The organism is Flavobacterium sp. ARAG 55.4, assembly GCF_051846875.1.
GTDB classification, from domain to species: Bacteria; Bacteroidota; Bacteroidia; order Flavobacteriales; family Flavobacteriaceae; genus Flavobacterium; species Flavobacterium plantiphilum.
In genome coordinates, this window is sequence record NZ_JBPYCT010000011.1 from 72,761 (window position 1) to 87,543 (window position 14,783).

Consider the following 14,783-nt stretch of genomic DNA (forward strand, 5'->3'; position numbering starts at 1 on the left):
TTTGAGTTTCTAAATTAGAAATTTCATCATTTTTATATCTGATTACTAGAGAAATAATACTTTATAAAATAAAGTGAATCCTATTCCCCTACCAATGCTATTATCTGTTAGTATTAACTACTTATGGCAATATATCTGAATGATTATTTCGATTTATACTATTTTATCAATTAAAAAAATTGACCAAATAAGCACAATATTCTCCGTATAAACCAGTAATAAAAGCTACTTTATATAATTTTTTTATAAACCTCCAAAGTATTTTCAAATGTCTTGTCCCAAGAAAATTTCTTTATACGCTCAGTTCCTTTTATTTTTAAATTCTGACGTAATTTTTTATCACTAATTAAATTTGAGGAAGCCATATATAGTGAATGCAGATCTTGTGGGTCAAAATAAATAGCTGCATCTCCACCTATTTCGGGTAATGAGCCTCCGGTACTTAATAAGGTAGGGCAACCAGATGCAAATGATTCCAAAACTGGGATACCAAAACCTTCATACAAACTAGGAAATACAAAAAACAATGCATTTGTATATAAGTTAGATAAAATAGTATCATTTATTTTTTTTAATAGAATAATTCTTTTTTCTAAATTCATTTTTTTTATAAATTGAATCTCTAAAATAGAAAAATCCCCACCACCTGCACATATTAATGTCAAGTCATTATTAATTAATAATTGCGTAACACCTGTTACAAATCCTTCAAAATTTTTGTAGAGTAATCTGTTACCAACAAATAAAATATAATCCTGCTTGATAATTCTTTCTTGGTCTCCACCTGAACTTTCTAAAGAATTACCTAAATAAACTACATCAATTTTTTCTTCATCAATTCCGTAAATATCAATAATATCTTTTTTTGTAGTTTCAGAAACTGCAATAATTTTTTGAGCCTTTTCTGCCAATTTTCTTTTGGATTGATAAACAGAAACTTCATTTGATAATTCTGGATATTGATTTTCAAATTTTTCATGTATCATATCATGAAAAGTAATTACAAAAGGTCTGTTTTCTAAATTCTTTAAAAAATAATCATTATAATAGGTTGGATGAAATATATCAAAATCAGATTTTCTCACCTTAGATAAACTTTTAGATTGGTTAATACTATTGTATAAATATTCTTTACCTCTAAAATTGGTAGTAGGAAAAAAAGGAGAAACTCCGTGAAAAGTTTCTTTATTTAAATAAGCATTATTAGAATAAACAGTACCCACATTACAACTATTATTAACGTTATCAAAACGCTTAATCAGCTCATAAATATATCGGGAAATTCCACCATATTGCTGTAGCGTGAAGATTTGATGATCAAAAAGTATTTTCATTTTAAATTAAAATTTAAAAAACGAATCAAAAAATGACCGTTAGTTATTTGTTCCATATACCCTTAGCTTGATTGGAAATGATTTTTTTGTATTGAATGTAACTTATTACTGCCCCTAATAATAAACAAAAAAAATTAGAAGCAGGCATAGCATAAATTCCCCACTTTAAGTATTTTACTAAAAAAAATGACAGTGGAATATTAATAATTCCCATTACAATAGCATACATAATTTGAATTCTTATTTTACCTACTCCATTTAAAAAACTCGCAAAAATAGCATTCCAATTAAAGACGATGATATATAAACAAATTGAAATAGATAAAGGCAAAGAAACATTAACAACACCACCTAGCCAAAGCTTAATAACAAAATTAGCACAAAAAAGCATTATAATTAATGCAATAATACTTAAAGACCAATATTTTACCAGAGTATTAATTGTTTTTTCTATCCATTCATATTCTTTTTTATAAAATGCTTCAGTAAATGCAGTCCAATATGGTGTCAATATAATCGAAAAAAACATTATTATCACACTAAAATACTTATAAGATATATTAAAATCTGTTACATCCGAGGGTTGGAACAATTGTGCAATTAATATATTATCTGTTTGAAAAACAACTAAGGTGATAATTTGTAATATAAAAAATTGAGAACCTAAACTCATTATACCTTTTGATTTTTTAAAATCAATAGCTTTGAAAGAAGGAGTAACTATTTTGAACTGTTTTCTAAACAAAAAAACAGTGGTTGCAATTGAAACTAGAACAGGGATAAAAGACAAGCACAAGGCTAATAAAACTAAATTAGCAGTTGTCGTTTTTGTTAATATCCAAATTGCTCCGGTTAATCCAATATTACTAATAAATAACAAAATAGAACTAATAGAGACCATCTGAAAAGACGCTGCAACAATATTGACAATATCAGTTACAAATTTCAAGAAGAAACAAAGTGATACAACCGTTACAACTGTATGAAGTTCTTGTTCTTGTATAAAATCAGAGTTAAAAACAGCTTGCCATTGAATAAATGGACTAATTAGAAAATATAACCCACTTAGTGTTAAAGCAATTAAACCTATAATTGCATAAGAAGTACTAACATAGATTTTGGCTGATCTGTAGTCCTCTTTTGCTAAACTCTCCGAGAGTTTATTCCTAAGACCATTTCCTATTCCTATATCAAAAATAGCAATCCAACCGACTAAAGAGGATAAAGTCAACCAAACACCATAGGCATCAGGTTTTATATATTCGATAGTTAAAGAAACTAAAACAAACTGTAAAGCAATACTGGCTCCTTTAAAAAAAAAGGATAATAATATATTAAAATTTGCTTTTTGAGATCGATCTAAATTCGTTCTCGATAAATATTTTTTTAGCACTAAATTATATTTTATAACAAATTATACTAAATAAAATTTAGTATATATTAAATTCAATTTAACAAAACCAAACCACTATCTACCAATACTTTAAAAGAACGATATAAATTACACTGTGGTTCCTTAATTTTTAGATTTGAAAGGGTTTCCAATTAATAGAATAACTATGTTGATTTATATTTCCTTTAATAAAACAAATCATATATTTTACTCCGTATATTAAATTCTATTATTAGTATTTCAATTATCATCAACTTAGTAGTCAACTTTCATAAAACAATTTAGATAATCTGTTTTAAAAATTTTATTATAGTTAAAATAAAAACAGTTAAGAAACCAAACAAAAAACCTCCATAAAGAATTCCTTTCGCTTTTCCAAAACGCTCTTTAGCCAAAGGTAAAATAGGCTTATCAATAATCTGAATTAAAGGTGTGTCTTTTCGTAAAGTCACTTTAGCTAATTCTGTTTGTTTTACCAATTCCGTTAAAATAGCGGTATTGGCCTGTACATCTACCTGTCTACGAGCCGAAGGTGCACGACGTACATTCAAAGCCGGATTCAGGTTAAAGGTATTATCATTAGCAACAGCTACCCCAGTGATCGCAGCATTAAGTTCCCGACGAATAGAATCGGTTTGCCGTTCTAGAATCAACATATTTTCACGGGATTTTTTGCTTTTAGTATCAATGTAAAAATCAGACACCTCTTTAGCCAATGCTTCGCAAAAATATTTAGAAAAAAGCTCATTGGCAGACACAACATCTATACTAATTATCGCCACTTTTTTATCCTTTTGTCCTACCGTTAGCGCAGAGTTGAGTAAGTTTTTATAAATGACACCAAGAATACTATCCTGAATGCGTGTAAATCTTTCACGATTGGCATTGGGTATAAATTCTAATTTTGTTAAACGAGGATTTTTCTCCCAGTTCTTTCGCCAATCATTATTTTGAATGTACATTTCCACTAAAGAAATTGTTTTACCATCGACCATGACAGGTCTTAATAAAGTTTTTTCAACCATAGATCGAGACTTAAAGAACTCCGCCAGATTGGCACCAGAAAAAACGCTTCCGCCACTGCCTCCTAAATCCAATCCGAAAGAACTCGCTAATCCTAATGCGCCGCCTATGCCTCCACCTGACTTTTCATCTTCTAATGCAAAAGTCATAGTTGCTGTATAAGTAGGCTTCTTCATAAATGAATATATTAAGCCCAACGTAGCTCCAATAACAGCTATCAAAAGAATAATTTTCCATTGAGATAAAAGATAGTCAAACCATTCTTTAATTTTCACTATTAATTCTTTTAAAGATATTTCATCATTATCAATAGAATTTTTCTCCATTTAATTTTATTTAAAAGCTGTTATAATCAATAAAGCTAAACTTGAAATCACGCTGCCTATACCAACCCATTCTCCTGTACTCATCTTTTTCTTCTCTGGCTTTTCCGGCACTACAATTTGCGAACCCGGAGTAACCTTAGGATAGGATTTAATAAAAAAGAAACTGCTTGCTACAGCTGCCTTCCCATTGGGATAAATAATATAAGCCTTCTTTTTCCATGCCTTTGCATCAGTTCCTCCTACTGCATTTATATAATAATTGAATCCTTTTCCTTTATCATAAGGAATTTCAGAATTTAATAAAACATTTCCAACTACAGTAACATTTCCAGTGTTAGCCGTTACTTCAATTTCATCTCCGGGGAACAGTACAACATTTGATTTGTCATTTGAATTTTTTAAAATTTTATCCCATTCTACAGGTATGGTTATGAATTTCAATTCCTTTTTTATATCTTCTTTAAATTTAGTTTGTGTTGTATCATTTTTAGCGACCTTGAAATTCATATTCCCTAAATCCTCAAACTGTTTTTCTTTGACAGGGCGCTTAATCTTCACACCGTCGAGGTTGGCTAAACTTGTTAATCCACCAGCTCTCTGAATAATATCATATACTTTTTCTTTTTTATGACTCAGAACATATTTTCCTGAATAATTCACAGCTCCACTAACAGTAACTTCTTCAGGTTTTTCGTAAAAAGCCATTTTCCGGACACTAATTACATCAAAAGGTTGTAATTCAAAATTCTTTAGCTGTTCGTTATTACCAGGAGTAATCTCAATAGCAAATAAATCGGCTTTTTTTTGACTTAAATCATCAATTTCCTCGGACCGAATCATTCTGGCAATCTCAACTCTTTTAGAAGCTGCTCCCGTCAGTCCGCCTGCCTGAATTAATAAGTCATTCAATGTCAGATTTTCATAAAACTCATAAGTGCCCGGCTTATTTACCTGACCATAAATTGTAATTTTATATTCCTCTACAAAATCTAAAATAGAATAGACTGTGACAACATCCTCTCTTTGCAATAGAATATTAGCATTCTGGTTACCCTCTAATGCATTAGCTAAATTAACATTCACTATTTCTGAGGTCAAATCATCTTTCAAACGTACTATTTTAGCTCTTTTATTGTAAGCGTCTTCTTTTAATCCATCTGCTTTTTTTATAAGATCCGCAATACGCATTCCTGTTTCAAAAGAATAGGTATCCGGTCTAAATACAGCCCCTTCAATAGTAATACGGTTTTGAAAACGATTCAAAATTTTGGCAACTTTAAATACATCCCCGGAAGAAGGTTGGTATGTGTTAAATTCTACAGCATTTATGTCTTTTACTTTAAATTCTTTCGCTGTCTTTTGCACTACATTTACTGACGCAGTATAGGCTAAATCTGTGAATCCCGAAGCAAAACTCAATAAATCAGAGAAAGTTTCTCCTTTTTTCATTTCAAAAATTCCAGGACGCTTTACTTCTCCCTCTAAAGTGACTCTCTGACTATATGTCGGAATACGAATTACATCATTATCTTTTAATCCTAAGTTATCTGACTGATCACCTTTTACCAAAAAACTATAGATATCTATATTACGGTATAATCTATTGTTTCGAATCAGTTCAATATTTCTATAGCTCCCGTTCTTACCTGGACCTCCGGCCAAAAAAAGCGCATTATATACTGTTGCTAATGAAGAGACCGAATAATTGCCGGGTTGTTTCCCCCCAATAATAGTCACTTTAATAGTCCTTATACGCCCTAAGCTAACTCCCACACTGGATTGTCCTGATTTTACAGTACTATAAACTCCTGCAATAGCATTTTTTATTCTTTGGGTAGCAGCTTCGATAGTCATTCCCGATACAGCAAGCTGCCCTACATACTGAATGGAGATCTTGCCTTCTTCACTTACAGTCACATTGGCATTATACTCCTGTACACCGTAAACCGCTACTTGCAATTCATCTCCCGGTCCTAAAATATAATTAACCGGTGTCGCTAATTTTAAATTAGGCTCAAAATTCAGTGTTGGATTATCAAATAATTCGGATCCAAAAATTAATGCATTTATACTGTCCTTAATTTTTGTATTAACTATTTTATCTTGTTTTCTTCCAAAACTTTCTTTATCGCTAGCATCTTCGATTTCCACTGCCTCTTTTTTAGAACTAAGTTTAACTAAGCGCTCTTTTAATTTAGCAAATTCAGTTGCAGACATACCTTTAGACATTACAATAGGTTCCGCCTGTATGATAGTCATATTGTTGGTTTCTAGCTCAGTTTTTATTTTTATAATATCGCTATCCGATAAATAATCTACTTTCAAAGTGCTCAAATCACTACTCTTTAGTAAATCCTGAGCAACTATAGTGGATGATTGAAAAAACACCATAAATAATAACAAGACAGTAATTATTCTTCTCATATTCAAATTTTAATTGATTCAAATGGGCAATATAAAGATCCCATATAATTTATTCTGGCTTCATACTTTTTATTAAAATTTAGCATAGCTTCGCCTTTGTAAGTCACATTTTATGTGCTACTTTTTCTAAATTTTGTGCAAATCTACAGTAAAATCATACGGTAAACTATTTTTTTATATTAAAATATAAAACAAAAATAAAATCTCTTTTGATAATAAAAAAAATGATATTATCACCAAAATGATAAAAAACTAACTCTTAAAGCTTTATCAATAAAAACTAAAAAATATTAATCAGCCATTTATAAATTTCAGCTTACAAGAATCTGGATCGTATTACATTATTTAACTAAATATAAATTTATTTATTATCTCAATACTCATCACAATACCTCAAAAAAAAAAGTTTACAAAACAGATTTTGTAAACTTTTAAAAAGTAAAAAATAATTTTTTACATCTTTAATATTCTCTTAAACCAAGATTTATCTTCTACTTTAACACCATAGCCATAGCCATACCCATATCCTTTAGTGGAATCTGTATCATTCAACAGCATACACATGTTAGGCAATTTCTTTTCTTTATACAAGGTATTCGGTATATTGAGCATACGTTTTTCTAAAACATTGGCACGAGCTACATAAACAAAGCAATCCGCATATTTTGCAATTAATAAAGTATCAGTAACTAAACTAACCGGAGCAGTATCAACTATAATATAATCATATTGTTGTTTTAAATCTTCAAATAAAGTATTTACTTTTTTATTCATTAATAATTCCGCTGGATTTGGTGGAATTATACCAGCTGGTAAGACATAAAAAGCTTCAAACCCTTCTTTTTTAACGATTAAATCTTCTATATTCAAGTCTTTAGAAGATAGATAATTGGTAATTCCTCTATCTGGTAAAGTTAAATATTCATCAAGCTTTGGATTTCTGATATCCATTCCTATCAGTAATACTCTTTTGCCGGATAATGCGAAAGTAGCGGCTAAATTAACAGAAATAAAAGTCTTTCCTTCCTTAGGAAAAGTAGAAGTCATAAAAACAGTTTTGGCTTGACCCACTGGTACTGAATTCAGCATAAATTCCAGATTGGTTCTGATAATCCGTAATGCTTCAGCCGAACTGGATCTGCTTTCTGATTGTATAATCTCAGAATGAGAATCTGAAGTAGGCACATCTCCAATAAAAGGAATTGGGGTTTTCCCATCTAAATCCAATCTGCTTTTAATTTTTGTATCTAATAGATCATCAATATAAATAAACCCAAAAGGAACTAATAATCCTAAAAGTAAACCAGCCAAATAAACAATTTTTTTCTTAGGACTTACAGGCTTTTTATCAGCTTTAGCCACATCTATAACACGGGCATTAGGCTCAGTAGCAGCTAATGAAATAGCTGTCTCTTCACGTTTCTGTAATAAATACAAGTACAACTCTTCTTTGACTTTTTGCTGTCTGGCGATTACTCTAAACTGACGTTCCTGCACCGGAATTTTCCCTATCTTACTATTCAAAATCCCTTCCTGACTTTTAATGTCACGATTCTGAATTTGTAAATTGGATTGTAAACGTCTTAAACTGGCTGCAACATTAGATTTTAAAGAACTAATTTGTTGATCCAATTTTATCACTGATGGGTTTTCAATAGTAGCCGATTTTAAAATTCTATTACGATCTAAAACTAACTGATTGTAGGTACTGATTAAGCCTGAAGCATCTCCATTTTCAGTAATCATATTGGTTGGTAGTAAATCTGAATTGGTACTTTTTTTAATGAAGTCTAATAACGAAGAAACTACATTCAATTGTATTTCCACTTCAACTCCTTTCTTATCATATTCACTAGAACCTTCTATAAACAGCTTGGCTTCTGATTCGATATCAGTTAATTGATTTGATTTTTTAAAACTTTCAACATCCTCCTCTACCCCATCTAATTCCTGCGCAATCAATCCTAACCGACCTGCAATAAACTTAGAAGTGTTTTCTGATATAAAATTCTTATCCTCCTCAGCGTTTTCATTATAAATTTCAATCATCGTATCTAAAAAACTCTCTGCTTTTTTTGCTACCGGATCAGAAATTGAAATATTTACTACACTACTGGTTTTACTTATTGACTCCACTTTTAATTTTTCTCTAAGATCTTCTGTTAAATCATCAAGCGGGTGTAATAATACACGAATAGACTCAAATCGATCTTTATGATTTTTTTCATAAAAAGCAGTTTTTTGAATAATCAAAATTCCAATTTGTGTTGGTATTTTTTCTCCATACTTAAATTCTTTTTTAGATGAAAGAATAAATTTGTCTTCCTCTCCATCTTCCATTTCATTTTCTAATGCAAACCCGTTTGAATCCAACAACTTACATTCCAGAACATGTTCAGCTTCATCAAAAGAAAGTGATTTATTTACAAAATAGGCTTTAATTGGGCTCTCTGCATATATATCCCGATCAACAACATTTCCTTTCACAAATAAAGAAACATTCAAATTCAATTTTTTAATAGTACTTTCAACTAAAGTTCTTGATTTCAATATCTCAATTTCGTTATCCACATTACTCTTCATACTTCCTCCTAAGCCTAAATCAGCAAAAGCAGATAATTCAGAAAGCATCCCCCCCTTTTTCTCATCCTTCACTAAAATAGAGGTAGAGGCTTCATAGCTAGGTGTGGTATAACGCAAATATAAAAAAGCAAGTAACAAACAAATGAGAACACTAAATACAAACCATTTCCAGTGTATTAAGTATTTGTCTAATTGCTCTCGAAGATTAATATCTTCGATTTCATCCTCTATAGTATCATTATAAAATTCTTGTTTTTGCATTTTATTATTTTAATATTTATCTGAAAATTAGTACTGAGAGCGATACAAGGATAGAAATCGCCGATATAATTACCGACGTATTTGGACCTACTACTGAAGAATTCACTCTGGTCTTATTTGGTTCCACATACACTACATCGTTTTGCGCTAAATAATAAAATGGAGAATTAATAAAATCCGACTTAGTTATATCAACTCTGTTATATGATTTCACACCATTAACCTCTCTTATTATCAATATGTTGTCTCTTTTTCCATAAATAGTCAGATCTCTAGCCATACTCAAAGCTTCAATCAAAGTAATTCTTTCTGAGGAAATAGGGTAAGTTCCTGGTGAATTAACCTCCCCTTGTAGGGAAACTTTAAAATTCATAATACGAAGATTAATTATTGGCTTCTTTATATAACTACTGATTTTTTCATTTAGAAGCCCTAGTACTTCAGTACGGGAAAGCCCACTAACTTTTAGTTTCCCTATAACAGGAAATTCAATAACACCATTTTTATCTACTAAATACAGCTGTACTGTTTCCTGACCTCTAGTTATATCTAATCTGTTATTTGATGATGTACTGTATGTTCTTAAGTTAAAAGGAATAGCTACTTCAGGATCATCTGCTGATACAAGAATCATTAATAAATCATCTGGCTGGATTGTAATTTCATATGAATTTGAATTTTTCTGTGCAGACATATCATCTATATTTTGATAGTATACTACATCTTGTTTTGAACCACAGGAAAAAAGTAAAAATAAAGGTAACAAAAGAGAAACTTTATTTGTAAATAATATTTTGGATTTCATTGAGTAATTTTTAAGACGGCAAATATAAGAATTCTTTAATTGAATAGTATAATTTTACTTAATGTTAGTTATTTTTGGTTTTGATTTTTTTTTTACAAAAACTACTGATACTTAATAGGCCTTTTCTTCCCCTTCAAATATATTAAAAACAGTTTTTATAATAATTTTAATATCAAGCAGCAAACTCCAGTTTTCAATGTACCAAATATCATATTCTACTCTGTTTTGCATATCGATTAATTCTCGGGTTTCCCCTCTGTAGCCATTTATCTGTGCCCATCCTGTAATACCGGGTTTGGCATATTGGCGCACTAAATAATTATTAATTAATTCCGTATACTGCCTGGTATGATTAACCATGTGTGGACGTGGTCCCACCACAGACATATCTCCACAAAAAACATTAAAAAACTGCGGTAATTCATCAATACTTGTTTTACGCATAAAAGCTCCAAACCGGGTAATTCTGGCATCTCCTTTCTCTGCCTGCAATTTATCCGCTTCTTTATTGACCCGCATACTTCTGAACTTCAAACAAAAGAAAGACTCATTATCCCTGCCTGATCGCTCCTGCTTAAAAAATACAGGACCTGGAGATTCCATTTTAATCAAAACTATAATTATAGGAAACAACCATGGAAATATTAGAAGTATAACGGCAGCCGAAAAGACAATATCAAATGCTTTTTTTATTAATCGATTAACGGTATATTCCAATGGCTCTGTCCGAAACATCAAAACAGGCGTATTTTCGTAAAATGATATCTCAACCTTACTTGATTTAGTGTACAATTGAAAATCCGGGATAAACTTAATCCGAATCATACGGTGTTCACATATTTTTATTAAATTACTAATTACATTCAGGTTATCAATATGTAACGCCACATACATTTCGTCTATTTGATGCGTCATCACATACTTTTCAATATCACCAAATCCACCTAAAATTGGCGACGAAATAAAAGCAAAAGGATCTACTTTTTCATCAAAAAAACCTAAAAAACGATAACCATAAGTTAGGTCTTTTGATAAGGTTTTACGAATTCGTTCCCCTACATCATTTGCTCCCACTATCACCACATTTTTGAAATTATAACCTTTTGATCTAACGTACTTTAAGAGCTGCATAGATAAAACACGGGAGAGCATCAACAAAAAGAAGAAAAAAGAATAAAAATAAAACAAACGAAGCCTCGATATCTGCGAGTATTTTAAGAACAAAACAAAAAAAGCAATTATAGCAATGTGGAATATAAATTTTTTAATGGTCCGTTTTAAAATGGATTCCAAAGGTTCAATTCGTACTACCCGATTGGATTCGTTACGTAATAATAAGGCTAACCAAATCAAATTGGATAAGCAGGAAACCGTCTGCACTTCTTTAATAAATAGTTTATCAAAATTACCGTAGCGTACCCATACTGACAAAATAATAGAAAAATTTAAAAGTAATACATCCCAGACTACAAACAAAAGTTTAAAGTAGCGGGAAAAATGATGGCGGGATAAAACATCTAAAATTCTCATATTAAACTAAATATTTATTTTTTTTTAAAAATTTCAATAAAGTGTTTTGCGTATTGATCCACAATAATTTCCCAATCGTAAATATCAGTAATTTTTTTTCTGTTTTCAATTAACATTGATTGGAAAGAGTCATCATAATAGCGCACATTTAAGAGGTGATTTTCGACATCTTTAGCTTCTTTAAAATAGATAGCATCAGCACCTAAAATATAGCGATTGAAGTCATTATCATTAGCGCAAATCAAACAATTAGAAGCCATCGCTTCTAGCAAAGAAGGGTTAGTTCCTCCTACTGTATGACCGTGAAAATAAATATTCGAATAATATCTTAAATTGTTTAATATATCAATATTATATATTCCTCCAATGAATTTAATCTGATTATATATCGAATATTTTTCTTTCAAATAATTTCCATAAGAAGTTTCATGATTACCAATAATTAAAAATGGACGATTCAAATTGGCCTTGGCAACCCCATCTAAAATGATTTCTATACTATTTTCAGGTTCTAAACGAGCAATAAGCATATCATATTCATAAGCATTTAATTGGTAAGCTGCAAGAACATCTACATCATTGCTGTTAAACAGACTAGCACCATAGGCAATATAAGTGGAATGTGCTTTATAAGTTTTCTTCAAATATATTTGAATACCGATAGAATCTGAAATTAAATAATCACTGTATTTAACACCTAATGACTCTGCATAACGTAAAAATTTTTTAACTTTTTCAGAATACTTTGTTCTTTTCCATTCCAAACCATCCATATTTGTAGTTATAATGGATTTCTTAGGCATTAACCATCCCCACACAGAACTGCTGGTATAACCTAATTGTAGTACTATATCACAGTTTTGTTTTCTAACATCTAAAATACAGTTCAAATCATAAATAAACTGACCCGCAGTACCCAATCTATGTTCCGGATCATAACAATGAACAATTTGAACACCATTCCACATTTTTTCCTGATAAGGATGATTATGTGAATTATAAACTATGACTTCAAATCCTCTTTTTACTAAGCCTACGGCTAAATATTCTGCACATTGTTCAAAACCTCCATAATGATTAGGAATTCCCCTTGTGCCTAGTATTGCTATTTTCATTTATTTAAAACTAAGTTATATGCTTTTAAAGTTTCCTGGGCTGTATTCTCCCAAATGTATTCTTTCAATATTAATTCTTTCAAGGAGTTTTGAATAGGTTGATTAAATGCTTCCATAACAGCTTTTTTAATTGATTCTAAATCATCAGGCTGACAATAAAAAGCTAAATCTTTAAAATATTCTTCGGTATCTCCCTTTGGTGTAACAACTATATTACAATCCATAATTGCTGCCTCTAATGAACTCAACCCTGTTGTTTCAAACCAACTAGGTAAAACATGAACTTTAGAGGCTTTAAATATTGATGCTAATTCATTATGATTGATATGATCAATAATTTGCATATTATCATTTTCTTCGATAAGCTTTAGACATTCATTGTAATAGCCTATATGATTAGGAGAAGGTTTACCTATGATGGTTAAAAACAAATCGGTATCCTTTAATGCATTTATTAAATTTAATTGATTTTTCCTCCCTTCTATTCTGCCTACTGATATAACATGATTTTTAAATTTTTCATTAGGTTTAATATTATCACTAAATGTGAGTTTATCGATAGCATTTGGCACCTTTAAATATGGAGTCGTGACGCCATACTTATTTATAAATCTATTATACTCACTATGAGAGTTAGGAAGAAGAAGATTAGCCTTGCTTGCAACATATTTAACAGATGCTCTATGCCCCTTTAATAAATAATATTTAGAATTAATTTTATCTCCATTCTTTATATATCTCGCAATAGCTTTTAAATATTCTATTTTATCACTACTGAGTATAGTACTTAAAAAACCTAAAGTTCCCCCTCTGTTTTTTTCATATTCACTATAGTCAACAAATATTGTTGATACTACGAATGGAAGTTTAGATTTTAATATATGTGGAAGAATGTCATCTGGTCTAATGATATTAAAAAAATGCATTATATCATATTTTGAATAATCTATTTCTTCATCTCCAATAAAAACCTCAACATCAATACCTAATAATTTCAAATATTGGGCTGTTGAATTTATTTGAACGGTATCTCCGCCTGGTGATGAATTAAGCGTTCTCCGGGCAATCATTAATACTTTCATCATTGTTTATAGGTAAATGAAGTTATTGTGAATTAAAATAATTTATTTCTACTGTGGTAGTAGTCAAAGAGCATGCTTCAACATATTTATTAAACTATAATAAAAAGTGAATCTGTAACAAAAACATTATTCAACTCTTAAATTATCAGAATTACAAAATAAACATATTATAATTAGCAGTTAAATAAAGCCTTTAATTAATATACTATCTCTTTTTTATTAATTTAGCTGGAATACCTCCATAAATTCCATTTTCTTCGTAAGTTCCTGATTTAACAACTGCGCCTGCAGCAAAAATACACCCATCTCCAATTATTGCTCCATCCAAAACAGTCACTTTAGCTCCAATCCAACAGTTTTTCCCCACTTGAATTCCCTTATGATTCACACCTTGTAATCTAATTGGAATGTTAATATCTTTGGTATTATGGTTTTCAGAATGAAAGCTAACATAATTCCCAATAATTGTATCTTCACCGATTTCAATACCACCAGCACACCCATAAAAACAATCTCGCCCTAAGCCCACATTATCACCAACTATCAGACCCTTTCCAAGATGCCTAAGACTACCCGTACATTCTATAACTGTTCTTTTTCCTAGAGAAACATTACTTCCGAGTTGAAGTCCCTCTCTCGATAAAGCATCAATGAAACACCCCCTATCTATAGTAACACCTGCTCCACACGCAATATAACTTTTACCTTTCAAAATAACACCCGCACCTATAAAAAGTAGACCTCTGTGTTTTACAAAAGAGAGTAATCCTCTAATTGCCATTATGGCTCTAGTGAATATTAAACAAAGTAAATAGAAACTCCCAATTGTAGAATCTATTGTATATTGATCACCCTTGATACGGCGAATTAAATTATTGATTATTCTCACTAACATATTATTTACAGA

General features: G+C 30.6%; 10 protein-coding genes. All 10 read right to left on the reverse strand.

The features are described 5' to 3' along the window. Positions 1-230: 230 nt before the first annotated feature. Positions 231-1,334 (reverse strand): glycosyltransferase family 4 protein, encoded by a 1,104-nt coding sequence (locus tag ACSV4D_RS12865; protein WP_439228589.1) that lies wholly within the window; start codon positions 1,332-1,334, stop codon positions 231-233. Between the two features lie 43 nt (positions 1,335-1,377). Beyond that, complete coding sequence (locus ACSV4D_RS12870; RefSeq protein WP_439228590.1) at positions 1,378-2,727, reverse strand: lipopolysaccharide biosynthesis protein; 1,350 nt, start codon at positions 2,725-2,727, stop codon at positions 1,378-1,380. A gap of 281 nt (positions 2,728-3,008) precedes the next feature. Beyond that, positions 3,009-4,076: a Wzz/FepE/Etk N-terminal domain-containing protein gene (locus ACSV4D_RS12875; protein WP_439228591.1), complete on the reverse strand. Its 1,068-nt coding sequence runs from the start codon at positions 4,074-4,076 to the stop codon at positions 3,009-3,011. A gap of 6 nt (positions 4,077-4,082) precedes the next feature. Beyond that, the gene (locus tag ACSV4D_RS12880) at positions 4,083-6,500 is read right to left on the reverse strand and encodes an SLBB domain-containing protein (protein ID WP_439228592.1); all 2,418 of its coding nucleotides are present in this window, start codon (positions 6,498-6,500) and stop codon (positions 4,083-4,085) included. A 453-nt stretch (positions 6,501-6,953) separates the two neighbouring features. Beyond that, complete coding sequence (locus tag ACSV4D_RS12885; RefSeq protein ID WP_439228593.1) at positions 6,954-9,344, reverse strand: GumC family protein; 2,391 nt, start codon at positions 9,342-9,344, stop codon at positions 6,954-6,956. 16 nt (positions 9,345-9,360) lie between these two features. Then, the gene (locus tag ACSV4D_RS12890; protein ID WP_439228594.1) at positions 9,361-10,149 is read right to left on the reverse strand and encodes a polysaccharide biosynthesis/export family protein; all 789 of its coding nucleotides are present in this window, start codon (positions 10,147-10,149) and stop codon (positions 9,361-9,363) included. A 111-nt stretch (positions 10,150-10,260) separates the two neighbouring features. Beyond that, entirely contained in the window at positions 10,261-11,679 is a 1,419-nt protein-coding gene (locus ACSV4D_RS12895; RefSeq protein WP_439228595.1) for an undecaprenyl-phosphate glucose phosphotransferase, read from the reverse strand. Between the two features lie 14 nt (positions 11,680-11,693). Next, a complete protein-coding gene (locus ACSV4D_RS12900) occupies positions 11,694-12,794 on the reverse strand; it encodes a DUF1972 domain-containing protein (RefSeq protein ID WP_439228596.1) in 1,101 nt (366 codons plus the stop codon). Continuing rightward, positions 12,791-13,879 (reverse strand): glycosyltransferase family 4 protein, encoded by a 1,089-nt coding sequence (locus ACSV4D_RS12905; RefSeq protein ID WP_439228597.1) that lies wholly within the window; start codon positions 13,877-13,879, stop codon positions 12,791-12,793. Before ACSV4D_RS12905 ends, ACSV4D_RS12900 begins: the two co-directional genes overlap by 4 nt. Before the next feature lie 202 nt (positions 13,880-14,081). After that, on the reverse strand, positions 14,082-14,771 hold the full coding sequence (locus tag ACSV4D_RS12910) for an acyltransferase (RefSeq protein ID WP_439228598.1): 690 nt from the start codon (positions 14,769-14,771) through the stop codon (positions 14,082-14,084). Positions 14,772-14,783 lie beyond the last annotated feature (12 nt).

What these genes read in the sequence shown, in the direction of transcription:
- ACSV4D_RS12865 (WP_439228589.1), bottom strand. Translation starts at nt 1,334, where the DNA reads ATGAAAATACTTTTTGATCATCAAATCTTCACGCTACAGCAATATGGT.
- ACSV4D_RS12875 (WP_439228591.1), bottom strand. Translation starts at nt 4,076, where the DNA reads ATGGAGAAAAATTCTATTGATAATGATGAAATATCTTTAAAAGAATTA.
- ACSV4D_RS12880 (WP_439228592.1), bottom strand. Translation starts at nt 6,500, where the DNA reads ATGAGAAGAATAATTACTGTCTTGTTATTATTTATGGTGTTTTTTCAA.
- ACSV4D_RS12885 (WP_439228593.1), bottom strand. Translation starts at nt 9,344, where the DNA reads ATGCAAAAACAAGAATTTTATAATGATACTATAGAGGATGAAATCGAA.
- ACSV4D_RS12890 (WP_439228594.1), bottom strand. Translation starts at nt 10,149, where the DNA reads ATGAAATCCAAAATATTATTTACAAATAAAGTTTCTCTTTTGTTACCT.
- ACSV4D_RS12895 (WP_439228595.1), bottom strand. Translation starts at nt 11,679, where the DNA reads ATGAGAATTTTAGATGTTTTATCCCGCCATCATTTTTCCCGCTACTTT.
- ACSV4D_RS12900 (WP_439228596.1), bottom strand. Translation starts at nt 12,794, where the DNA reads ATGAAAATAGCAATACTAGGCACAAGGGGAATTCCTAATCATTATGGA.
- ACSV4D_RS12905 (WP_439228597.1), bottom strand. Translation starts at nt 13,879, where the DNA reads ATGATGAAAGTATTAATGATTGCCCGGAGAACGCTTAATTCATCACCA.
- ACSV4D_RS12910 (WP_439228598.1), bottom strand. Translation starts at nt 14,771, where the DNA reads ATGTTAGTGAGAATAATCAATAATTTAATTCGCCGTATCAAGGGTGAT.